This window comes from Maribacter stanieri (genome assembly GCF_900112245.1).
GTDB classification, from domain to species: domain Bacteria; phylum Bacteroidota; class Bacteroidia; order Flavobacteriales; family Flavobacteriaceae; genus Maribacter; species Maribacter stanieri.
Genome location: NZ_FOYX01000001.1, coordinates 2,245,868 through 2,270,694, shown reverse-complemented (window position 1 = coordinate 2,270,694; position 24,827 = coordinate 2,245,868). Strand labels below are relative to the sequence as shown.

Annotated in this window: 20 protein-coding genes; 8 read left to right on the top strand and 12 right to left on the bottom strand. The window is 34.5% G+C overall.

Going from position 1 to position 24,827, the window contains the following annotated elements:
• The first annotated feature begins 193 nt into the window (after positions 1-193).
• The 4 genes from secA (at position 194) to BM296_RS09810 (ending at position 9,348) form a co-directional block, all read left to right on the top strand.
• Positions 194-3,556: a preprotein translocase subunit SecA gene (secA, locus tag BM296_RS09825; protein ID WP_091902836.1), complete on the top strand. Its 3,363-nt coding sequence runs from the start codon at positions 194-196 to the stop codon at positions 3,554-3,556.
• A gap of 315 nt (positions 3,557-3,871) precedes the next feature.
• Positions 3,872-5,092, top strand: a complete 1,221-nt coding sequence (locus BM296_RS09820; protein WP_091902835.1) for a sensor histidine kinase — start codon at positions 3,872-3,874, stop codon at positions 5,090-5,092.
• A 114-nt stretch (positions 5,093-5,206) separates the two neighbouring features.
• Positions 5,207-7,726 (top strand): M14 metallopeptidase family protein, encoded by a 2,520-nt coding sequence (locus BM296_RS09815; RefSeq protein WP_091902834.1) that lies wholly within the window; start codon positions 5,207-5,209, stop codon positions 7,724-7,726.
• Positions 7,727-7,800: 74 nt separating this feature from the next.
• Positions 7,801-9,348, top strand: coding sequence for an amidohydrolase family protein (locus tag BM296_RS09810; protein WP_245787002.1), 1,548 nt, complete (start codon positions 7,801-7,803; stop codon positions 9,346-9,348).
• A gap of 167 nt (positions 9,349-9,515) precedes the next feature.
• Here BM296_RS09810 and BM296_RS09805 read toward each other — a convergent pair whose 3' ends face one another.
• The 3 genes from BM296_RS09805 to BM296_RS09795 all read right to left on the bottom strand — a co-directional run bounded on the left by BM296_RS09805 (position 9,516) and on the right by BM296_RS09795 (position 12,033).
• Positions 9,516-9,773 carry a lysozyme inhibitor LprI family protein gene (locus tag BM296_RS09805; RefSeq protein ID WP_091902832.1) on the bottom strand — a complete coding sequence of 86 codons (258 nt, stop codon included), beginning with the start codon at positions 9,771-9,773 and terminating at the stop codon, positions 9,516-9,518.
• A 274-nt stretch (positions 9,774-10,047) separates the two neighbouring features.
• Positions 10,048-11,403, bottom strand: coding sequence for a DEAD/DEAH box helicase (locus BM296_RS09800; protein ID WP_091902831.1), 1,356 nt, complete (start codon positions 11,401-11,403; stop codon positions 10,048-10,050).
• A 153-nt stretch (positions 11,404-11,556) separates the two neighbouring features.
• Entirely contained in the window at positions 11,557-12,033 is a 477-nt protein-coding gene (locus BM296_RS09795) for an OsmC family protein (protein WP_091902830.1), read from the bottom strand.
• A gap of 152 nt (positions 12,034-12,185) precedes the next feature.
• Here BM296_RS09795 and BM296_RS09790 point away from each other — a divergent pair, with 152 nt between their 5' ends.
• Positions 12,186-12,770, top strand: a complete 585-nt coding sequence (locus tag BM296_RS09790) for a hypothetical protein (protein WP_143099058.1) — start codon at positions 12,186-12,188, stop codon at positions 12,768-12,770.
• Positions 12,771-12,800: 30 nt separating this feature from the next.
• On the opposite strand, the gene BM296_RS09785 is transcribed toward BM296_RS09790, so the two are convergent.
• Genes BM296_RS09785 through BM296_RS09770 form a run of 4 tightly spaced genes read right to left on the bottom strand, consistent with a single transcriptional unit; the run spans position 12,801 to position 18,439 of the window.
• The gene (locus tag BM296_RS09785; protein ID WP_091902828.1) at positions 12,801-13,469 is read right to left on the bottom strand and encodes a cyclase family protein; all 669 of its coding nucleotides are present in this window, start codon (positions 13,467-13,469) and stop codon (positions 12,801-12,803) included.
• A gap of 28 nt (positions 13,470-13,497) precedes the next feature.
• Entirely contained in the window at positions 13,498-15,144 is a 1,647-nt protein-coding gene (locus tag BM296_RS09780) for an amidohydrolase (RefSeq protein WP_091902827.1), read from the bottom strand.
• Between the two features lie 56 nt (positions 15,145-15,200).
• Positions 15,201-17,702: an ABC transporter permease gene (locus tag BM296_RS09775; RefSeq protein ID WP_091902826.1), complete on the bottom strand. Its 2,502-nt coding sequence runs from the start codon at positions 17,700-17,702 to the stop codon at positions 15,201-15,203.
• Positions 17,703-17,749: 47 nt separating this feature from the next.
• Positions 17,750-18,439: an ABC transporter ATP-binding protein gene (locus tag BM296_RS09770; RefSeq protein ID WP_027064430.1), complete on the bottom strand. Its 690-nt coding sequence runs from the start codon at positions 18,437-18,439 to the stop codon at positions 17,750-17,752.
• Positions 18,440-18,501: 62 nt separating this feature from the next.
• Between BM296_RS09770 and BM296_RS09765 the strand changes: the two genes are divergently transcribed.
• Positions 18,502-19,248, top strand: a complete 747-nt coding sequence (locus BM296_RS09765) for an arylesterase (protein ID WP_081819367.1) — start codon at positions 18,502-18,504, stop codon at positions 19,246-19,248.
• Here the strand turns inward: BM296_RS09765 and BM296_RS09760 are convergent.
• Together BM296_RS09760 and BM296_RS09755 are read right to left on the bottom strand one after the other, a co-directional pair.
• Entirely contained in the window at positions 19,245-19,484 is a 240-nt protein-coding gene (locus tag BM296_RS09760; RefSeq protein WP_027064429.1) for a hypothetical protein, read from the bottom strand. The genes BM296_RS09765 and BM296_RS09760 overlap by 4 nt on opposite strands.
• 297 nt (positions 19,485-19,781) lie before the next feature.
• Positions 19,782-20,468, bottom strand: coding sequence for a peptidoglycan DD-metalloendopeptidase family protein (locus tag BM296_RS09755; RefSeq protein WP_027064428.1), 687 nt, complete (start codon positions 20,466-20,468; stop codon positions 19,782-19,784).
• 102 nt (positions 20,469-20,570) lie between these two features.
• Between BM296_RS09755 and msrA the strand changes: the two genes are divergently transcribed.
• Positions 20,571-21,278, top strand: coding sequence for a peptide-methionine (S)-S-oxide reductase MsrA (msrA, locus tag BM296_RS09750; protein WP_027064427.1), 708 nt, complete (start codon positions 20,571-20,573; stop codon positions 21,276-21,278).
• Between the two features lie 214 nt (positions 21,279-21,492).
• The gene (locus BM296_RS09745; RefSeq protein ID WP_027064426.1) at positions 21,493-22,227 is read left to right on the top strand and encodes a sugar-binding protein; all 735 of its coding nucleotides are present in this window, start codon (positions 21,493-21,495) and stop codon (positions 22,225-22,227) included.
• Here BM296_RS09745 and BM296_RS09740 read toward each other — a convergent pair whose 3' ends face one another.
• Genes BM296_RS09740 through BM296_RS09730 form a run of 3 tightly spaced genes read right to left on the bottom strand, consistent with a single transcriptional unit; the run spans position 22,228 to position 24,740 of the window.
• Complete coding sequence (locus BM296_RS09740; RefSeq protein ID WP_091902825.1) at positions 22,228-23,658, bottom strand: hypothetical protein; 1,431 nt, start codon at positions 23,656-23,658, stop codon at positions 22,228-22,230.
• Complete coding sequence (locus tag BM296_RS09735) at positions 23,630-24,214, bottom strand: hypothetical protein (RefSeq protein WP_091902824.1); 585 nt, start codon at positions 24,212-24,214, stop codon at positions 23,630-23,632. The genes BM296_RS09740 and BM296_RS09735 overlap by 29 nt, the downstream gene beginning before the upstream one ends.
• On the bottom strand, positions 24,198-24,740 hold the full coding sequence (locus tag BM296_RS09730) for an RNA polymerase sigma factor (protein ID WP_027064423.1): 543 nt from the start codon (positions 24,738-24,740) through the stop codon (positions 24,198-24,200). Before BM296_RS09730 ends, BM296_RS09735 begins: the two co-directional genes overlap by 17 nt.
• Between the last annotated feature and the right edge of the window lie 87 nt (positions 24,741-24,827).

The window sequence follows — 24,827 nt, the reverse complement described above, 5'->3', positions numbered from 1 at the left end:
AAAAAAGTCTCTTCGGAGGCTTTTTTTTTATGTAATTTTGGCAGGTTCTTAGGTAAATCAGTATAAAAATCAAGACTGGAATGCCTTTTGCTCTTAAACAGCATCGAACATATTTGTCGATTCTAAAATATTTTGAAAGTCCCTTGACTAAATTGATAGTGAAGAATTTTCAATTCTAATAGTTTATAATATTATGAGTTTCATTAATTCCATCCTAAAGGCATTCGTTGGTGATAAATCACAAAAAGATGTAAAGGAATTACAGCCTTTAGTAGACCAAATAAAGTCATTCGAATCTAAACTGGAAAGCCTTAGTCATGATGATCTTAGGCAAAAAACCATAGAGTTTAAAAAAGTTATTCAAGATTCTATTAAAGAAAAGACCGATCAAATAAAAACTTTAGAAGAAGAGGTTAAGAACTCTACTGATATTGATAAGAATGAGGATATCTACACTGAAATAGATAAGTTAAAAGAAGAAGCTTACGCTATTTCTGAAGAGACATTAAATAAATTACTTCCAGAGGCATTTGCGGTAGTTAAAGAAACTGCTAAGCGATTTGCAAATAATGAAACTTTACAAGTAACAGCCTCTGAATATGACAGAACATTGTCAGGTGACAAAGATTACGTTACACTAGAAGGTTCTTATGCTATTTGGAAAAATTCTTGGAACGCCGCAGGTAAAGAAGTTACTTGGGACATGGTACATTATGATGTACAGCTTATTGGTGGTATAGCCATGCACCAAGGAAAAATTGCAGAGATGCATACAGGAGAAGGTAAGACCTTAGTTGCAACCTTACCTCTATATTTAAATGCCTTAACTGGTAACGGTGCGCACTTGGTTACCGTTAACGATTATTTAGCAAAAAGGGATAGTGCATGGATGGCACCTATATTCCAATTTCATGGTTTATCTGTAGACTGTATTGATTATCACAGACCAAACTCTGATGGTAGACGCGCAGCATACAATGCCGATATTACATACGGAACGAATAATGAATTTGGGTTTGACTACCTAAGAGATAATATGGCACATACACCAAAAGACTTGGTGCAACGTCCACATAATTATGCAATGGTAGATGAGGTAGATTCTGTATTGGTAGATGATGCTCGTACACCTTTAATTATTTCTGGTCCAGTACCAGAAGGTGATCGTCACGAATTCAATGAGTTAAAACCTAAGGTTGATGAAATTGTAAAAAAACAACGTCAACATTTAACGGGCGTATTAGCTGATGCTAAAAAATTAATTGCAGAGGGTGATACTAAAGAAGGTGGTTTCCTTTTATTACGTGTATACCGTGGACTTCCAAAGAATAAAGCATTAATTAAATTTTTAAGTGAAGAAGGAGTAAAACAATTACTTCAAAAAACTGAAAATTTCTACATGCAAGACAATAACAGGGAAATGCCTGTTGTTGATGAAGATTTACTTTTCGTTATCGATGAAAAGAACAATCAGATAGAATTGACCGACAAAGGGGTAGATTATATCTCTGGAGAGCAAAACAGAGATTTCTTTGTTATGCCAGATATTGGTGGGGAAATTGCTAAAATTGAAAGTCAAAATCTTGAAATTGAGAAAGAAGCTGAACTAAAAGAAGATCTTTTTAAAGATTTTACTATAAAGAGCGAACGTATACATACTATGAGCCAACTATTAAAGGCTTATACCTTATTTGAAAAGGATACCGAGTATGTTGTTATGGATAATAAGGTGATGATAGTTGATGAGCAAACCGGTCGTATTATGGACGGTCGTAGATACTCTGACGGTTTACACCAAGCTATTGAAGCAAAAGAAAATGTAAAAATCGAAGCTCTAACGCAAACTTTTGCAACGGTAACTTTACAAAACTACTTTAGAATGTACAGCAAACTTGCGGGTATGACGGGTACTGCTGTTACAGAGGCTGGAGAGTTTTGGGAAATCTACAAGTTAGATGTTATGGAAATCCCAACTAACAGACCTATTGCTAGAGAGGATAAAAACGATTTAATTTACAAGACTAAGAGAGAGAAATACAACGCAATTATAGAAGAAGTAACCAAAATAAGTCAAGCAGGTAGACCTGTACTTATAGGTACAACTTCTGTTGAAATCTCAGAATTGCTATCTAAATTATTGAGTGTACGTAAAGTACCTCATAATGTATTGAACGCAAAACTTCACAAAAAAGAAGCAGACGTTGTTGCAGAAGCTGGTAATGCAGGTGTGGTAACCATTGCAACCAACATGGCTGGTCGTGGTACGGATATTAAATTATCTGAAGCTGTCAAGAAAGCTGGTGGTCTTGCAATTATTGGAACGGAAAGACATGATTCTCGTCGTGTAGATAGACAGTTACGTGGACGTTCTGGACGTCAAGGAGATCCAGGAAGCTCTCAATTCTATGTTTCTTTAGAAGATAACCTAATGCGTTTATTTGGTTCTGACAGAGTCGCTAAGATGATGGATAAAATGGGCTTGGAAGATGGTGAAGTTATTCAGCATAGTATGATGACCAAATCTATTGAGCGTGCACAGAAAAAAGTTGAAGAGAATAACTTTGGTGTACGTAAGCGTCTATTGGAATATGATGATGTAATGAACGCACAGCGTGAAGTTGTATACAAGAGAAGACGTCATGCTTTACAGGGCGAGCGTTTAAAGCTTGATATTGCCAATATGGTTTACGATACTTGCGAGGTAATCGTTGAAAGTAATAAAGCTGCAAGTGATTTTAAGAATTTTGAGTTTGAGTTGATTAAATACTTCTCAATGACAGCTCCAATCGATGAAGCTGAATTTGGTAGCATGTCTGCCCAAGAAATTACCGGAAAAATCTACAAAGCTGCATATGATTATTACAATGATAAGATGGAGCGTAATGCAGCAGCAGCTTTTCCTGTAATTAAAAAAGTACACGAAGACAACGCTAATAATTTTGAACGTATTGTTGTTCCTTTTACCGATGGTATTAAGAGTTTGAATGTTGTTACCAACCTTCAAGAAGCTTATGATAGTAACGGTAAGCAATTAATTACTGATTTTGAAAAGAATATCTCATTAGCAATTATAGATGATTCTTGGAAAACCCATCTTCGTAAAATGGATGAGTTAAAGCAATCGGTTCAATTAGCGGTACACGAACAAAAAGATCCATTACTTATTTACAAGTTTGAAGCATTTGAACTTTTTAAATCAATGATAGAGAAAGTAAACAAAGATGTTGTTTCTTTCTTATTCAAAGGAGAATTGCCTTCAGAGAATCCGAACGCTATTCAAGAAGAAAGAAACATTCAACGCTCTAAAGAAAATTTACAGACGACAAAAGAGGAAATTCCAAATAGTGATGAATTAGCGGCACGTAGTAGAGCTGTAAGTCAAAATCAGGCTGAACGTCCTGCTGTTACTGAAACTATAACTAGAGAACAACCAAAAATAGGTCGTAATGAACGTGTTACTATTAAAAATGTAATGAGTGGAGAAAGTAAAACGGTAAAGTTTAAACAAGCAGAACCACTTTTACAAAACGGAAGTTGGGTTTTGACTCAAGACTAAATTCAATAGAAAAAAGTTTTAATAAAAAAGGCATCCAAATGGATGCCTTTTTTATTTACAAATACTTAACCAGCTATTACTAAACAATATAGACGAAGCATAAATATTGTAATCATATTTCTAATAATTCATGAAAAACGGACATTAACAATTAATTCAACATTTTTAACCAATTTTTAGGCAAAAAAAATGTGTTATTCAGAAAATTTTTTGGTGTTTTTAATACACTAAGTCAGAAAAAACTAGCATAATGATAAAAACATAATTAGATTTACATTACGTAATTCGTATGTTTCTAGTACATAAATAATTTCTATGCCCGGATTTACCATTGACAATGAACGTCTTCAGGATAAAACCAAACTTTTCTTAAGGGTAAATTATACCACAAGCATTATTGCATTCCTATTTGGGATATTGTGCTATTTTATATTAAAGATAACCCATGTAATTCCGTTTGTACTTATTGGCTTTTCATTATTAAATATTGTCAATTTATTATATTTCAAAGTCCATAAAAATATATTACCCACTTTTAATTTCTCTTCTATTATAGGTATAATATGCGCAACCATCGTTACCTTATACAGTGGTGGAATTTATAGCCCGTTTATATTCATGATTCCGCTAATTGCTTTTGGAGGTTTCATAAATAGTATCAGATATGGCAGAATATACTTGAATGTTATTTTTGTAATTATTATTGCAGTTTTTACGCAATCTATACCTGAACTTAGTTTTACATACAATGTAGTCCCTGAGGAATCTGCTGCAATTTTTAGTCTTGTAAGCATCTTATTTTCAGTTTTCGTTTTAGGTAATACATTCGGAAAAAGCTTATTAAAAACCTATAATGCGTTATATAGTTCAAAAAAAGCTTTAGCCAACCAAGTACATGAAAAAGAAAATCTGCTTAAAGAAGTACACCACCGAGTAAAAAACAATTTACAAACTGTATCTAGTTTGTTAAGCCTTCAATCTCGTAATATAGAAGCGGGCCCAATGAAAGGACTTCTTAAAAGCACACAAAATAGGGTTATTGCCATGGCTATGGTTCATGAAATGCTCTATATGCGCAGTGATATCAGCCATATTGAATATAAGGATTATGTAAAAGAATTAAGTGAGTATTTAATTAGATCCATAAAAGGAAACGATAATAATGTCGATTTAAAAATTGATATACCAGATATTAAACTGGGCATAGATACCGCTATTCCATTAGGTTTGTTAATAAATGAAACCTTAACCAATGCTTTAAAATATGGGATTGAAAGTGATGATGAAGGTGAAATAAATATTAAACTTCAAAAAGACACTACAATAGAACATTGCTATGTTTTAGAAATTGGCGACAACGGTATTGGTTTTCCTGAAACAATCAATTACAAAAACACCAAATCACTAGGTTTAAAATTAATACACAACCTAACTCGTCAATTAAAAGGTACTATCGTCCGCGACCCTTCTAAAAAAGGTACCAATTATATAATAAAATTTCAGGAAATTAAGCAGCAGTTATCGCCAACACTATAAAATCACTTATCAATTTTTATCACTAACGCAATAATGTTTAGTGAACCATAGTAATGCTAGCAAATCTTTATACTAATACCTATATTTAAGCGACTAACTTTCAAACCGCGCTTAATGATCAAAAAATTACTACTATTGGTAGTCCTTTATGGAACTACCATTTCGGCACAAGATTATTTCTACCAAAAATTTCAACCTTTCAATTCCGAAATACCATCTCCTGAAGCATTTTTGGGTTACGGTATAGGTGAACACCATACAAGACACGATCTAATTGTGGCTTATCTTGAAAAACTAGCTGAAGTCTCAGACAGGGCATCGATAGCAGAGTATGGCAGAACACATGAGGGACGTAAATTAGTTATGTTAACCATTACCGCTCCAGAAAATCTAAGCAACCTAGATCAACTAAAAGAGGAACATTTAGCTTTTACAGACCCTAAAAAATCAGTTTCCAATTATGGTGACGTTCCAATCTTCATTAATCTAGCATACAATGTACATGGTAATGAACCTTCTAGTTCAGAAGCGGCATTACTTACAGCCTATACATTTGCGGCTTCAGAAAATCCTGAAATATTAAATTACTTAAAGAACGCTGTAATCTTTATTGACCCAACCATTAATCCTGATGGTCGAGACAGACACACACAATGGGCAAACACATACCAAGGAAATCCAGAAGTTGCAGACCCACAAGATGTTGAACATAATGAATACTGGCCAATGGGAAGAACAAACCATTATTGGTTTGACCTCAACAGAGATTGGTTATTAGCAATTAACCCAGAGAGTAGAGGAAAATTAAATTGGTACCACCAATGGTACCCAAATGTCGTTACAGATTTTCATGAAATGGGTACGCAAAGTACCTATTTCTTTGAACCAATGAAAACAAATGCCTCATATGATCCTATCATGCCTAAAGAGAATTATGAAGATTTAAATACCCTTTTTGGTAATGCATTTTCTAAGAGTTTAGATAGTATTGGATCTCTTTACTTCACCAAAGAAGTTTTTGATGGCACCTACCCTGGTTATGGATCTTCATACCCTGACCTACAAGGTGGTCTTGGATTATTATTCGAGCAAGCCAGTTCTAGAGGTCATAGACAAACTACAGCATTTGGAGAAATAACGTTCGCTTTTACTATTAGAAACCAATACGTTTCTGGGATAACAACGGTAAAAACTGCAGTTAACAACAAAGAATATATGCGTAAGTATCAGCAGAAATTCTTTAAAAGTGCCTTAACCAACGCTGCTAAAAGTAAAGTTAAAGGCTATACTTTTGGTGATGTTCATGACAAAAACAGAACAAAAGCATTTATAGATAAGTTATTGCTACATAAAATAGACGTTTATCGTTCTGGAGACTCATTTACGGTACCGACACAACAGCCTCAATACAGAATGGTACAAACGATGTTTGAAACGTATGAGAAGTATAGAGATAGTGTTTATTATGATGCTTCTGCATGGTCGGTTGCTAACTTCTATAATATGAAATACAAGTCGGTAAACACACTTAACCTTGGCGATAAAATTACTGAAACAAAAAACTTGATATCTATAAGTCCGGTTCAAAAATCTAATTATGCCTATGTTATGGACTGGGATGATTATAATGCCCCTGCTGCTCTTGTGTATTTACAGAAAAAAGGCATTGTAGCTTCTTCTGCAGCTAAGCTATTCAGCATAAAAACCAAAAACGACACCAAAAAGTTTAATTATGGTGCTGTCTTAGTTCCTGTTAGCCTACAAAAAGAAGATGCAGCTTCAGTGTACAAAAGTATTAAAGAAGCACAAGAAAAATTCGAAGTGCCTATTTACGCAGTAGATTCTGGTCTTAGTTTAGAAGGTGTAGATTTAGGTAGCGGCAATATTTCACCAATTAAAAAAACAAGGGCTGTAATGTTGATTGGCGATGGCGTAAGTTCTTATGAAGCAGGGGAAGTTTGGCATTTGCTAGATACTCGTGTTCACATGCCTATAACTAAAATACCAATGCGTAATTTCAACAAGGTAAGTTTAGACAAATACAACACCATGGTTATGGTTTCTGGAAAATATAACCTTAACGAGAAACAAATGTCTAAAATTAAAGATTGGACCAGTAAGGGTAACACTCTTATTACAATAGGTACTGCTAGCAAATGGGCTGTTGAGAAAAAGTTAGTAAAAGAAAAACTTAGCAAAACGGAAAAAGATTCTACCCAAATCGCTGTGAGAAAACCATATGTAGATGCACGTGAAAATATTGGAAAGGAAAGTCTTGGTGGAGTTATTTTAAACGTTGATTTAGATATTACCCACCCGCTAGCTTATGGATATAGAGACAGTAACATTCCTGTTTATAAAAATAACTCGGTTTGGTTATCCCCTAGTAAAAACTCGTATGCTACAGTTGCTAAATATTCTAAAAAACCACATATAGACGGATTTATTACTGAGAAGAATATGCAAGAAAACATATTAAATTCAGCATCTCTTATTGTCAGTAAATTGGGCAGTGGCAGAGTAGTTCTTTTTGCGGACAACCCCAATTTTAGAGGTTCATGGTATGGAACCAATAGATTATTTCTAAATGCGCTTATTCTAGGAGATAAAATAAAAATACCTTCAGAAGACTAACATTAATTTCTACTAATTAATACGGAAAAATGAAAAACATAAAAGCACTGCTACTATTAGGAATTTTCTTTTTAATGACAACACCTTTATTATCGCAATCCTTAGAAGGTGATGGCCCACATTCACAATTGATAATTAGAGGTGTAATGCTCATAAATGGAAATGGAGCACCACCGCAAGGTCCTATAGATATTGTTGTAGAAAACAATATCATTAAAGATGTTAAGGTTGTTGGTTACCCCGGTGTAGCTATTGATGATAGCAAAAGACCACAACTTAAAGCGGGAGGCAAAGAATTAGATTGTACAGGAATGTACTTAATGCCAGGTTTTATAGATATGCATACTCACATGGGTGGTGACTCACAAGGAGCTGACCCTGATTATGTTTTTAAACTTTGGATGGCACATGGTGTTACTACGGTACGTGAAGTTGCTGGCAGAGGTATTGATATTGCTTTAGATTTAAAACATAAAAGTGAAAAGAATGAAATAACGGCTCCCCGCATTATTTCATACACCGCATTTGGGCAAACTAGTAAATCATTCAACCCTTTAAACGACATTCCGATTTCCACTACAGAGCAAGCAAGAGAATGGGTAAGAGCTAATGCAAAAAAAGGAGCTGATGGTATTAAGTTCTTTGGTGCCGAACCTGCGATTATGGAAGCAGCATTAGATGAAAACAAAAAATTGGGCTTAGGTTCAGCCTGTCATCATGCGCAAATGAGTGTTGCAAGATGGAATGTACTGCACTCTGCAAGAGCAGGGCTAACCTCTATGGAACATTGGTACGGACTACCAGAAGCTTTATTTGAAGACCGTACAGTACAAGATTTTCCTTTAGATTATAATTACCAAAATGAGCAACATCGTTTTGAAAATGCAGGTAAATTATGGGCGCAGGCAGCAGAACCTTACTCTGAACATTGGAACAATGTAATGAATGAGTTGATTGCATTAGATTTTACTATGGATCCTACTTTTAATATTTATGAGGCAAGTAGAGATTTACAACGTGCCAGACGTGCAGAATGGCATGAAGATTATACATTACCTTCTCTTTGGGAATTTTACCAGCCTAGTAAGATATCACATGGGTCATATTGGCATGATTGGGGTACCGAACAAGAAGTGGAATGGAGAAATAATTATAAACTGTGGATGACCTTTATTAATGAATATAAAAACAGAGGTGGTAGAGTGACTACAGGGTCAGATTCTGGATTCATTTTCCAACTTTATGGCTTTGCTTATATACGAGAACTAGAACTAATGCGTGAAGCAGGCTTTCATCCATTAGAAATAATACAATCTGCCACATTAAATGGTGCTGAAGCATTAGGTATGGATGACAAATTAGGATCTGTCACTATCGGGAAATTGGCAGATTTTGTCGTAGTAGAAGAAAATCCGCTACAAAATCTTAAAGTATTATATGGTACGGGAGCTATTAAACTTACCGAGGATAACGAGGTGGTTCGTGTTGGTGGTATAAAATATACTATAAAGGATGGAATTGTTTATGACTCCAAAGCCCTATTAGCTGACGTAAAACGCCAGGTAGACGAGGCAAAAGCTAAAAGGAATTATACTATAAAGCAGCCAGGTGTTAAAAATTAAAATTTACGTTTGTCTACTAGTACTTTGATAGTACGAACTTTCTTTTTGTTTTTTGCCGCGAAAGCAATAGTAGCAATAACAATAAAAGCAGATATTAAAATTGTAAATAACATCATAATTTCAAATTTAAAAGGTGCTTCGTTGCACCTTTTTATATAGGGCAAAGATTATGCCAATTTACCGTAACCCTTAGCAGTAATAAAACCTAATTCTTTATTAACTCTTGCATTCTTATATCTGTACAAACGAGCTACCAAAGTTTCAGTAGTGATTGTAATCGTTTTCTTGTTACTAATATGGTTAAGGCTATCAACCATAACAGTACCCATTTCAATAGTGTTAACTTTATCATCTGTTTGGGGTGTTTGTGCTGAAGCTATTACGCCAGCGAAAAGTATTATTAGTAAGGTAAATATTGCTTTCATATCTCAATGTTGAACAATATAAAGGTACCTTCAGCCCCATCAATAAGCCTTTTCGCCTCGCTGAACTGCTATAATTTTCGCCTAGCGTAAAAATCTATGATGAATCGACAAAAAGTGTCGACGAACGGATTTTAGTCTAAGATCAGCATACCGACTCAGTATGCATTTCGTCGATGAATTTAAATGGATGAAAAATTAATTCCCTTAAAAATAAGGCTAAATGAAGCTAACTAATCCTGTAGAAGATAGGGGCGGCAATAAAAAATTCTTGGAGTTATTTTTTATTTCGTCCTCGTTTACCGTAGTTTTTATCACCACGGGTTTTAGGTTTGGTATATTTCTTTTGAATGATACGTTGATAAGAACCACCTTGATTTTCTTTTTTATTCTTATCTGATTTCTCATGAAAACTTGCACCACGTTCCTCTTCATTGATGTTTAGCGGATTCTCTCGCTCCCTGTGCTTAGGTTGCTCATCAAAAGTAAGTTGAGTAGCTATTGCTACATTTTCAGGTAATGGCAGTTGGTTAATCTTATGAGACATTAATTCTTCAATAGCATCTTTTGCCTCTTCCTCTTGCGGTGTAAACAATAAGATTGAAGTTCCCTCCTTCTCTGCCCTACCTGTTCTACCAATACGGTGCATATAGTTTTCAGGATAAGCTGGTGTATCAAAATTTATTACATGAGATATCTCCTGTAAATCCAATCCACGTGCCATTACATCGGTAGTAACCAAAATGCGGTTCTTACCTTCATCGAATTGGTTTATAGAACGTAATCTGTAGTTCTGTGTCTTGTTAGAGTGAATAATACAGATTTCTTCACTAAAAAATTCAGACATTTCTTTAAATAATAAATCTGCACTTCGCTTACTAGAAACAAAGACCAGAACTTTATGGTACATTTCTTCGTCCTGTAATAAGCTTACCAATAAATTCACTTTCGTATAAAAATTGGGTGTAGCATAACCATATTGCGTAATATTTTCTAATGGTGTTCCACTTACCGCAATGGCTATTTTTTTAACTCCGGTAAAAAAATCGGTAATAAATAATTCAATATCGTCCGTCATTGTGGCAGAAAACATAATGTTCTGTCTCTTTTGCGGCAACAACTCAAAAATATTCACCAATTGAAATCTGAAGCCTAAATCTAACATTACATCGACCTCATCGATAACAAGTTTTTTTACCTGTTTCAATTGAACAGCTTTGGTTAAGATTAAGTCATACAATCTTGCTGGTGTGGCTACCAGAACGTCTGTACCTAATGCCAAGGCATCTTTTTGACGAAGCATACTCTTACCACCAAAAACTCCTAAAACACGAATTCCGGAATATTTAGCAAGCTTTTCCGCTTCTTCAACAACTTGTACTACCAACTCACGTGTAGGCACAAGAACGACAACCTTAGGGTGAATATCCTTTGAAAAATTTAGTGTATTTAAAATAGGAAGTAAATAAGCAAAAGTCTTACCTGTACCCGTTTGTGCAATACCTACAACATCGCTACCGCTCATAACAATAGGAAAAGCTTTCTCTTGAATTGGGGTTGTGTTTTCAAAACCTAAATCGGTAAGCGCTTTTTCTAAATTTCTTGAAATCTTTAAATCGGTAAACAACGGCATAAGAATCACATTTGTATTATGAGTGCAAAGCTATGCTGATTAGTTGACAATTCCCGAAAACTGAGCCAATTATCGGTTTTAATAATGACTTTTACTGATTATTAATCTATTTAATATACTTTTTACCATGAAAGAAATCAAGAAACTATTTTTTTACCCTTCAAATTCTACACAAGTAGACTGATGCCTTACATCAAAATTGACGGAATTAGCAATGAAACAAAACTCGTTTGCTTTTTTGTGCAAGGCTTGTGCCTCATCTATCATAGAAGCGTCTTTCACTTTCACCAAAGGTTTTAAAACTACTTCTGAAAACTGACCACTATCGTTTGCTTTTTCAACCATAGTCCCCGTAGCAAAATCTGTATATTCTAAAACAACCACTTTAGCCTCTGAACATAAGTGCAGATACCAAAGCATGTGGCAAGAAGAAATGGAAGATACCAATAACTCTTCTGGGTTATACTTTGAGGAATCTCCTCTAAATGCTGGGTCAGAAGAACACAAAATAGATACTTTCTTCTCTACGGATATCGTATGACTTCTTTCAAACTCACGATAGTTAGATGTGCCTGTACCTTTATTACCGGTCCATTCCACCTTCGTTTCATACTTGTGTTCCTTTCCCATACTATTAATTTGAAATTGCAATTACTATATTTTACCGAATTTATATACTAAGATTTATAATAAAAAATCTTTCGTATTAAAACGGCTAAATGTAGAAAACCAAAATTATGTTTAGCTTAGTTTCTTTCGAATACGCCAATATTTTATTCACTATGAAGATATCATCAATATTCTTAATATTAATTCCCCTCTTTTATACAAGTAAAATTGCTTCACAAGTAACGACCAATACATATGAAGTAGCTGTTAATGAGAGCATCAAAATAAATGACCCAGAGTATTACACAGGACTTATAAAAATTTTAGATGGTTTTCAAAAAGAACTCTTTACTAGAAATAGTATTGCCGACACTACTTACAATAGCTATGTGCATTTATTAAACCAAATTAGCAAAGACAGTACTTTTGAAGTAACCAGTAATTATGCTATTGGAGATTCTGTTCAAAAACTGGCTAAACGTTTTAATTATAATGGCTTAAAACAGATGAAAACTATTGGTTTAGCGAAATATATGCAAAATAATAAAGCTAAAAGTATGCTTTTAAATCAAAAAGCTGGTGAGGTTTACAAAGAAAAAGGAGGTGTTTCTCGCGCTGACTATGCCCAACTTCTATTGGATGTATATGATGAAAATGATTTTCAATTACCTACAATTAGATTACAACTATTCAGATTTATAGACCCAAACTCAGATGGTGTGTTTTATATGTATGTTGGTAAACCCACTCAAAAGTAATCAGCTTTTAAATGTGATAAATGTCTTGTATTAAAACTTAGCATACGCCCGTACTGGAAAAGTGCCTACACCTATAAATTTTGGAGGAACAGCACTGAACATAAATTTGCTGTCTGGCAGCAAATTGAGTTGGCATAAATGCTCTACGATTAATATTTCTGCACCCAGCAAGATAGTATGCACCGGTCTGCTATTTCCTCTAGTATCATCAATATTATGTGAATCTATCCCTACCAATGAAACGGAAGCGTCCCTAAGATATTCTGCTGCACCTTTTGTTAAATATGGATTACTTTCAAAGTAGGCATCAGTATTCCACTTAGTATCCCAACCTGTGTGTATAAGAACTGCACGGTTCTTTACATCATAACCTTTTAAATGTTCTTCAGTTATCTCAATAGTTTCGGTAAATGGAATATGAATTACGATAGCATCTAAATCTACAAAGCGTTCTAAGGGCATTTGAGAAACGTCTTTACCATCTTCAAACCTATGAAAAGGACAATCTATATAAGTACCTGTATTAGTCACCATTTCAATTTTTCCTATTTGAAATTGGGTTCCCTCGGCGTAATTATGCTTGGAATCTTCTCTACTTAAATAATCACAAATTATAGGCGCAGGCAACCCTTTATAAGTTATTAGTCCATTGTCTATGGTATGGCTTAAATCTAGTAGTGTATTTTTCTGTTTATTCATTTAGAGCTTCTGGCTTCAAAATTCTTATTTAATTTTCTTTAAACACCCTTTCTCCACCAATGTAAGTTTCTAAAACTTTCACATCCTTAATCTTAACTGGTTCTACTTTCATTAAATCATCGCTCAGAATAACAAAATCTGCCAATTTCCCAGGTTCCAAAGTTCCTTTTATCCCTTCATCAAAAGAGCTATAAGCGGCATCTTTGGTATATGCGTTTAGTGCTTCTACTACATTAATTTTCTGATCAGGAACCCAACCCTTAGGATTCTTGCCATCAATAGTCCGTCTGGTAACAGCAGCATAAATACCATAAATTGGAGAAGCCGGTGCCACGGGCCAATCACTTCCAAAAACCAAAGTGGTATTTGCATTTAATAGTGATTTAAAAGCATAAGTTGTTTTCATACGTTCCGAACCAATAAGTTCTTCTGCCCATCTACCGTCATCTATGGCATGGTAAGGTTGCATACTTGCGATTATACCAAGCTCAGAAAATCTTTTGATATCTTCCAACGCTAAATGTTGCGCGTGCTCCAACCTAAAACGTCTATCCTTTTTCCCATTTTTCTTAATTACGCTATCAAAAATATTCAATAGCGTATGGTTTGCCTTATCTCCTATGGCATGTACGGTAACTTGTAAATTTTTATTGTCGGCACTAGATACCCAATTATATAAGCTATCTTCATTAACGATGAACAACCCTTTATCATTTGGCTTATCTGAATAAGGCTCTTTGAATGCAGCTGTATGTGAACCTAATGAACCATCTACAAAACCTTTCATCAGTCCTCTTTTTAGCCATTTAGAGTTTTTATCACTTGTTGAAATACTTTCCCAATACTTTAAAGGATTTGCAGAATAGACTCTTATTTTTAGTTTCTTTTCTGAGTTCATTTTATCTAAAACCTCATAACCGCCTAAACTATCGACATCATGTATTGTCGTTACACCTTGGGAAACTAAATAATCTTGTGCGGCACTAATTGCCTTTTCCTTTTCCGCCTTTGTTAGAATTGGTATTTTGTTCAATACCAAATACATGGCTTCACTTTTAAGAATACCAGTAGGCGTACCGTCTAAATTTTTAACGATTTCTCCATTCTCCACATCTGTACTATACTTATCTATTCCGGCAATTTTTAAGGCAGCAGAATTTGCCAAAATCATGTGCCCGTCCATTCTATATATAGCTACGGGATTATTACCGGTAAATTCATCTATCCAACCCTTATTAGGTAATTCTCCTCCCCAAAGGGTATGATCCCAGTTTCCTTCAACAATCCATTGACCTGGACTAAGAGATTTTGTAAAAGATGCTATTCTATCTATAAACTCTTGTTTACTATCTGCATCCCTTAATTGTACACTTAATAGACTATTGCCACCCATTAATAAATGAACGTGAGCATCAATAAATCCCGGAGTAATGAATTTGCCTTGTACATCTTGTACTTCTGTAACTTTGCCTTTAAACTTTAAAATTTCTTCTAAAGAACCAACAGCCAAAAGTGTATCTGCCTTTATTGCCATTGCCTCTGCTTTTAAAGCATCTAAATCACCCGTCCAAATATTGGCATTGGTTATTATTAAATCTGCTTTCACAGTTTCATTGGAGGTACAAGAACAAATGAAAATGGCTATTCCTAGAGAAAAAAACAACTGCTTTATCATGCTTTTAAAGATAGAAAAGTATGTGTGTTTTCCATAATCTTTTCCATCAAATAAAATTAGCTGCCCTCTTTCCTTAAAACCTGTAATGGCGGACTATTTAATACTCCTTTACTGTTCAACAAACCAATTAACAATACCAAAAGAGTAATACCTGGTAGCACTACCAAAAAGGGAACCCAAGAAGGAATAAACGGTGTATCAAAAATAAAATAGGCAAGTAAAAAACTGCTTAGCAAAGAAAGTAATACTCCTACTCCGCTACCTAAAACACCTAAGAACAGATATTCTAAAGCATTAATTTTCAAAATCTGTTTACTCTGTGCTCCCAATGTTCTTAGCAATACACTTTCTCTAATACGTTGGTACTTACTATTTCTAACAGAGCCTATTAAAACAATTATTCCCGTTAGTATACTAAAGAAAGCCATAAAGGAGATAACCCATGAAATCTTATCCAAAATATTCTCTACCAATGTAACCACCTGTCTTAAATCTATGATGGAAACATTTGGGAATTTCTTTACCAATTCTCGCTGTAGATTAGCCGAAGATGTTTTATCTGGTGCATTAGTAGTAACTACATGAAACTGTGGTGCATTTTCTAGCACACCCTTTGGAAAAACAATAGAAAAATTAAGTTGCATACGAGCCCAATCTACCTGTCTAATATTACCCACTACAGTAGTCATCAATTTACCTTGTACATTAAACAATAAGGTATCTCCAATAGTTACTAGCGCATCATTTGCCACATTATCTGCCAAAGAAATAGGTATAACCTTCGCGTTAGGATCAACGGTAGGTATCCACTCGCCTTCCAACAATTTCTCTGAACCTATCATTGAGTCGCGATACGTTGTTCTAAACTCGTGATTTAGAATCCATTTATTAACTCGTGTTGTGGTATCTAAACGAATATCATTGACATTTCTATTTTTAATACGCTCTAACCTCATGGTAACGATAGGAATATTATCAATTACCGGTAACCCTTTTGGAGTTATAGTATTCGCTACAGCATCTCGTTGGTCGGTCTGTACATCAAAGAGAATCAAATTAGGACTTTCTGCACTTGCCTCAAAAGAAGTTTTTGCTAGAAGAAAATCTTTTGTAAAATATAAGGTGCTGATCAAAAAAGTTCCAATTCCAATAGCTAAAATCAATACTACAGTTTGATTGTTGGGGCGGTATAAATTCAACAAACTTTGTCTTGCCGCAAAACTCCAAGACTTGGGAAAGTAATGTTTTATTAAACGCATAAAGCCAATAGAAACTCCCGCTAAAATAGAAAAGGCCACTAATATGCCCGCAACAAAACTAAGTGCAAACGTCCACCTTCCTAATAACCAATAGGCAAATAACAATATAAAAAGCACTATAGCTATAACTACCCAAATTTGATATGGTCTGGATTTTTTACTAGTATCATCTTGCACACGCAATACTTGCAACGGAGATACGAACCATGTATTAATTAATGGGGAAAGTGCGAATAATACAGACATACAAACACCAAGTAGCAACCCAATAAATATAGCTTGAAAAGAAGTTGAAATTTCAACCTCGAAAGGTAAAAACTCTTGTAAAATTAGCGGAAATGTCTGTTGTAACAGCAATCCTATAATTGTACCTATTAAACCACCTAATAAGCCCATACCGGCAATTTGAATCAGGTAGATTAAAAATGTTTGCTTACGTGTGGCACCTAAACATTTTAGTACCGCAACAGCCTTTAATTTCTCTTTTATGTAAATATGGACAGAACTGGCAATACCTACACACCCTAACAAAAGTGCTATAAATGCTACTAGATTAAGAAAACGACCCACGTTTTCATATCTACGTCCTAATCGCTCACTAGTATCGATATGGGTATCCATATCTGCATTTTCGGCATCAAGCAAAGGGTCTACCTTTTTACTTAATACATCTAAATCTGCCTTGTCATTATTAAAGTAGTAATTATAACCCAAGCGACTTCCACGTTGTAAAAGTCCGCTCTCTTCCATAAAACGAAACGGTACAATAATAGGTGGTGCAGCAGTAGCGCCAATACCAGTACTACCAGGTGCAGTAATTAAAGAGCCAATAATAGCAAAAGTTGTTGTGCCTAATTTTACACTATCGCCCGGTTTAAGATTGTACTGCAACATTGCGGTAGCATCAACCAAAGCTCCTCCTTTATTTTGGTATTCATAAGCGGCATTTGCAGGTTCTGTTTCCAATTCCCCATAAAAAGGGAAACTACCTTCAATTGCACGTACCTGAACCAATTTGGTAGCTAAGCTTTTTGGGAATGCTGCCATAGATGCAAAATTGACCTCTCTTGCATTGAATCCACCTAACGAATCCATTAATTCTGAAACCCGCTCATTGGCAGGCTGGTTGCTATCTATTAGAAAATCGGCACCCATAAGCGCCTTTGATTGTAAGCCAATATTTTCTTTAAGATTGTCACTAAAAGATTGAATAGATACCACAGCCGCAATACCTAAAATAATTGAAGCCATGAATAACAACAGTCGTTTACCGCTAGCTTTGCCATCTCGCCAAGCCATTTTCAACAACCAATTATATGATGCTTTTGAAGTTCTTTGTGTTAGATTCAAGATAGTGCGATGGTTTCATTGATTACTATTTTACCACCTTTAAGTCGTAATACGTGCTTATTCAAATTTGCCAGTTCCAAATCATGAGTAACGATAACCAAGGTAGTTCCCATTTCTTTATTTAGGTCGAATAAAAGTTTAATTACCTTTTCACCAGTTTCTTCATCTAGGTTACCCGTAGGTTCGTCAGCAAAAAGAATAGAAGGTTTATTAGAGAAAGCCCGTGCTAAAGCCACACGTTGCTGTTCACCGCCAGATAATTGAGAAGGGTAATGATCATAGCGATCACCAAGACCAACTTTAGAAAGCAACTCCATAGCATCTTTAGCAGCATTAGATGCACCTTGCAGTTCTAAAGGCACGCTAACATTCTCTAAGGCCGTAAGTGTTGGTAATAATTGAAAATCCTGAAATATGAATCCTACTTTCTCATTTCTTAGTAATGCTCTTTGATCTTCGTTAAGACCACTCAAATCTTCACCACAAAGTTCTATTACACCTTCATTAATTTCATCTAACCCTGCACATAGTCCTAATAAGGTTGTTTTACCACTACCAGATGGACCCACAATTGCGAAAGTATCACCTTCCTCTATAGAAAAAGAAATATCATCAATTACAGTTAAATTCTTAGATCCACTCGTATACGTTTTCTTTAGATTACGTACGTTTAATATCTTTGCCATAAATCATTTTGCTACAAGAGGACAAAATAAAGAAATGATTTGGAATCTAATCAGTTAAGACTATGTTGAAAGTATTAAAGTTTCGTTATTTTTTATTGGCTTTGTTGTTTGTTGGATGTGGAGAAACCCCAGAAAAGAAGGAAACTGAGAATCAAACAGAAGCCGTAAGTTCTTCTGAAAAGTCAGAGACAACTAGTGATGACAAAGTAATTTTGTTCTATGGCAACAGTCTTACAGCAGCTTATGGTCTAGATACAAAAGAAGGATTCCCAAATAGAATTCAACAGCGATTAGATTCTTTAGGATTAGATTACAAAGTGATTAATTCCGGTTTAAGTGGTGAAACAACCTCTGGAGGATTAAATAGATTAGACTGGGTTTTAAACCAACCCGTTGATATTTTTGTTTTGGAATTAGGCGCAAATGATGGCTTAAGAGGTATACCTATTGCAGAATCTATGAATAATTTACAAGAGATGATAGATATGGTGAAGGACAAAAATCCTGAAACAAAAATAATATTGGCCGGCATGCAAATACCACCAAATATGGGTGCAGATTATGCTTCTCAATTTAAAACTATGTACCCAGCTTTAGCAAAATCCAATAATACCTTTTTAATTCCTTTCTTACTGGAAGGTGTGGCTGGCATACCAGAATTAAACTTAGAAGACGGAATTCACCCAACTGCAGAAGGACAGCGAATAGTAACTAACAATGTTTGGGAAATTTTGAAAACTATTGTATTGCCTGTAAGGGGAACCGAGGCAACAGTAGATGTTGAAGTTGAAGTTGAAGAATTAAACTAAGCGAAAAACAAAGTTCTTACTCTTGGTTTAAAAAGTAAAGCTTGTTTAACTCTTGCATTTTTAACTTTAAAAAACCTTGCAGCTGTTTGAAAACCCTGAGAGTTTACATCAGACTTTATTGTTACATCTGCCATGGGCATGACAATGGTCTGCACTTTGCTAACTGGTGATTTGGCTTGGGCTTGGGACTGGGTTCCCAAACAGACAACAAGGAATAAAAAAATAATTGTACGCATAATAAAGTAGGTAAATTTGGTCTATAGATAACCCACCAGTGTAGGTAAACGTATTTCGATTTCGACAAGAGGTATCGTTTTTACGATGAAAAGTCGGGTTTTCGATGTATTACTCTAATTTGTAGTCCTTTTTCCTACAAAATTTTCTTCCGTTGGCAGCCGAATTTGTGCACTTCATCGACTTAATAGGTTTTTTCCTACAAATTATTTAAAATAGCTATAGGCGGACTACAAAGAAGACATGCCATCTTGATTGATATTAAAAAAAAATCAATCTACCAACTTCTGAAATTTCGGTTATCCTTTCAATTTGAGTAAAATATTTGGATCCGGACAGTTCTCTTTATAATGATGCAAATCAGCTTTTGCACATACGCCAGGGTAATCTCCTTCATTACCTTCCAAGTCATATATTATTTGAAAATGAAGATGCGGTGCGTAATTGACATTAATATCTGGCGTACCTAATATAGCCAACTGATTCCCAGCTTTAAATTCCTTTCCTTTTTCTAGTCCGGCTAAAGAATCTTCAGATAAGTGTCCATACAAACTATAGAAAGAAGTATTGTTTAAAACATGTTTTAAAATAATCGTAGGTCCGTAATCGCCTATTGTATTATTATTTTTAAAACTATGCACTGTACCATCAATGGGTACAATTACTTTGGTACCTGCAATACACCAAAAGTCTATTCCTAAATGTATATCGCGTATGGGTCTATTGTTAGAAGTAAAACCATCCTTATCACTGTATAAATTTCGTTGCTCTAAATATCCTCCGTAAGCAATACTTCCGTTGTTGTCTTTTAGAACTTTATCAATGTAATCTTGACAAACATTATAATCGGTAATGTCCAAATCAATTAGTTCCCTATTGTTTTTAGATAAATCTAAAGGCACGTAATTATGAACTGGAATTGTAGCATCTAAAATACTAATGGTTGCTGTTGAGTAAGACTCAAGTGAATGAAGTAATATATTCATGTCTCAAAAATATATAATCGTTCTATGTAGTTAACATTTTTTAACCCTTTTACTCGTAAGGTCTTTGTAAATTACCTACAAATTGCTAAAAGAAAAATTGTTATGAAATTATTACAAATCTCTTTATTGGTCTGTGCAAGCTTGCTTGCTACCAGTTGCCAGTCAAAAGTCAAGAAAAATACACTTTCTGAAAACTCGGAAAATGTAGCAGTTGACAAAGAAGAATTACAAGAAGATATAAAACTGAGTCCTCAACAATTAAGTAAATATGAAACTGCTTATTTTGCAAGTGGATGTTTTTGGTGCGTAGAAGCTATTTTTGAGAGTGTTAAAGGTGTTAAAGAAGCAGTATCCGGATATGCTGGCGGGAAACAAAAGAATCCCACATACGAAGAGGTAGGATATGGAAAAACTGACCATGCAGAAGCTGTAGAGGTTTATTATGACCCCAACGAAATATCTTTCACAGAACTAGTACAAGTATTCTTCGGTTCACACGATCCAACCCAGTTAAACAGGCAAGGACCAGATAAAGGTAGACAGTACCGTTCTATTGCTTTTTACAAAAATGATGAGCAAAAGCAAATCATAGAAAGCTATATTCAGGCACTTACTGATAATAAAGTGTATGATAATGATCCAATTACTACAGAAATTGTACCTTATACTATATTTTACAAAGCAGAATCATATCATCAAGATTATGAGAAGAATAATCCTAACAACTCATATATTAAAAACGTATCGGTACCGAGATTAAATAGGTTTAAAGAAAACTTTGGAGATTATCTGAAGAAGAGTGCCCATTAAAGATCTCCCAAAAAATTTCTATAGTTAAGCGTCCCAAAAGGGACGCTTTTTTTGTGCTTTAAATAATTATATATTCCTATTAATCTATTAGTTAACATACGAATTAGTGGGTTGTTTTAATTTTATTCTATCTTGGTCCCCTCTTAACTAAGTACTAATAATCTTACAGTACTTAAGAGAATGGTATATAAATCATAGATTTCAAACCAGTAATATGAAGTGGACTATTTATCTTTTAAGTCTTGTATGCTTTGTTTCGTGTACAGAAATAAAAACCAAAAAAAACTCTCAAGTAACGCCCGTCTCCTATATTAAAGATACTCCTACCCTAGATGGTAGACCTATTGAGAATTATTGGAACCTTTTAGAATGGCAACCAATAGATCAGAATTGGATAGGCGGTCCTTTTGACCACAATGATTATAATGGCAAATATAAAATGGCATGGAACGAAGACGGACTTTATCTATTATTAGAAATAGTTGATGACACCATTTTAGACCAAACAGAAGACCCATTAAAACTTTGGTGGAACGATGATTGCGTAATTGTCTATGTTGACGAAGACAACTCTGGTGGACAGCACAGGTTTAATCACAATGCCTTTACCTACCATGTTGCCCTAGATGGTAATGTTGTAGACTTAGGTGTTAATGAGAAACCTACATTATATAATGATCACATTATTTCGAAACACCAGACAGAGGGCAATACTACATATTGGGAAATGCATATAAAAATTTACCCTAGCCTTTATAATGACGAGCCTAATATAAAGCCAGTAATACTTACTGCAGATAAAAGAATTGGTTTTGCCGTAGCCTATGCGGACAATGATAATAGTGAGGAGCGCGAGAATTTAATTGGATCGGTATTTGTTCCTGGAGAGAATAAAAATGCGGGATGGATAGATGCAAATGTTTTTGGGACACTACAATTGGTAAAATAATTACTGAAGAACAACTTCGCTATAGTCTGAAGTTATTACAATTGACCGATTACTGTTATTGTTTAAATAATACCCTTTTTTAATTGAGGTAGTTCCATTTTTAGTTTCAACAACCTCTACACCTGTTGGCAATTTTAATGTTGATGAATTACCTTTTACATAGATATTACTAGCTACTACTGGTAAAGCAATATTTAACTCTCCATTTTTTACACTTACATCTAACTCTTCAAAGTCATTGCTCATTTCTAAAATATGCACTGCACCAAAGTTATTTTTTACAAAAGCATTTTTAAATAATTTATTTATAGTAACCGTAGATGAAGTTGCCTGTAATTGTAATTGAACAACTTCTGACAAAGAAATTTCTTCAGAATATGATGTATTCAATTGACCATAATTCCATTTTTGAACAGTTACCGGTGAATACGAAGCTGAAACGTTTGTTTCTTCTCCGTCAATAGTCACTGCCCAAAGGCTTGAATGCGAAAGATTCGCATTCAAGTTTTTGGTATTTTCAGCTAATTTCACCTCACCATGACGTACATCCATTTTTATTCTGGTAGACTTTGGTAAGCTTATTTTAATGGTTTTTTTAATTTTAAAATTCTTTTGTTCCCCTTCAGAAGAATAATAGAAAACATTTGGTGCATCACCAGAGCTGTTTCTAGAAGTATGGATAAATGCTCTAAGCTCATCTTTTTCTGATTGTAAATGGGCACGTTTTTCCTCTCGTTCTTCAAGTCTTTGTTGCAAAGCTTCATGACGATCTTCCATTAACTCAGCTCTTTTTGCATTGTGTTCTTCCATTCTTATTTCCAACTCTTCTGCTTTTTCTTCCATGCGCTTTGCCCATTCTTCCAATCGTTTTTGATGTTTTTTATCAAAACTCTTTTCAAAATTCTTTTGCCATTTTTTCATATACTTATCACCATTTTCTTGATACTCCTCATAATTAAAAATGAAAGCATCGGTTTGTGGTAACGGTGGCATTTCTGGAAACGGAGCTATCTGTGGTACAGCAACTACAAACGATGCAATTTCTGGCACCTCTATTCGCATATTGTTAAAATCGAAGTCGCTATTAGAATCAAAATTTGCAAAAAAATCGTTGTTCTTAGATTTAGAAGATACTTTAACCTCCTTGCTGTTTCCTAATATTTCAATAGGGCTATTCTTAAAATAATCCTCAGCCTCTTCTTTGGTTGCTCCTTCTAGGGTGATGGTGGCCGTTATAGCCACCTCATCCTTGTCCCACGTTTCAAATTCAATATCAGCATAACTGGTATTAATATTTACTACAGCATCTTCAGCTACAATAAACCGTTCTTGAAATGTTTTACTCTCTGCCTGTGCAATTAGCACAGTAGAAGATAGAAGTCCTAATGCAATGATGAGTTGCTTAGATACTATTGTCAATGATCTGTTCATTTTTTGATAATTTTAATTCGTTTAACTTTCTTTTTAATTTCTGTAATAATTGTAAGCGTAACTGTAAATTCTCTATTAATGCGGTTATTGTTTGGTCATTAGGTCCCAAATCCTTCAATTCTGTATTTAAAGTCTTGTATTCTAGATTTAGATTATTAAGCTGTTCCATAAAACTATCTATCAGCTCTTTGGTATCTGGCGACACTTCTAATTTTGCCAATTCCATATTTATATTGGCTACATAATAGTTTTCTACTTTTTTCAAATCTGGTGAAAGGTCTCCAAAAGTGAATTCAGTTTTCTCATTTTCAATTGTGGTATTATCTACCACAAGCGGAGTACTATTAGTAACTATATTGTAATACTTAAAACCAAAACCTATACTTATTATAATTACTATGGAAGCCGCAATTTTCAACCAAATACTAGTTTGGTTCTTGTTCTCTAATGATGACTGTTTTAGTCTTTCTAAAAAGCGCTCTTCATGACCATGTTTTATGGTATACTTTTTCGCTTCTCTATCCTTTTTGAACATTTCCCTAAGATCCTGTTCCATAATTGTTTCCTTTTAATAATTCTTTTAAATAACTTTTTCCTCTCGACAATCGAGTTCTACAAGCAGATTCTGATATATTTAATACTTGAGCAATTTCTTGATGATCATAACCTTCTACCAAAAACATGAGCACTACATATTTGTACTTATCCTGTAATTCATCAATAGCATATCTTACTTGTTCTATACTTATAGTTGATGATACATTCCAATTATCATCTTCTACGACCACATGCATGTTATCTTCATTAAGAGAAATCTTTTCCTTTTTTAATTTTAAAAAATCAATACTCTTATTAACAACTATGCGCTTTAACCAAGCTCCAAATGTTACATCTCCTTTAAACTGATGTATTTTTTGAAATGCTTTAATAAATGATTCTTGTAAAACATCTTCTGCATCATCGGCATTCTTTACAAACCGCATTGCCACGATAAACATTCCATCGCAATATTTCCTGTATAGCTGCAATTGCGCAGCCCGGTCGTTTGCTTTACATTTCTCTACGACACTGCTTTGAAACATCGGTTTAATTGATTGGTTTTTAGTTGTTGTTATAATAAGGACGATATAAAAAATAGAATGTTGCAAAAATTTTTATTTTTACACCAC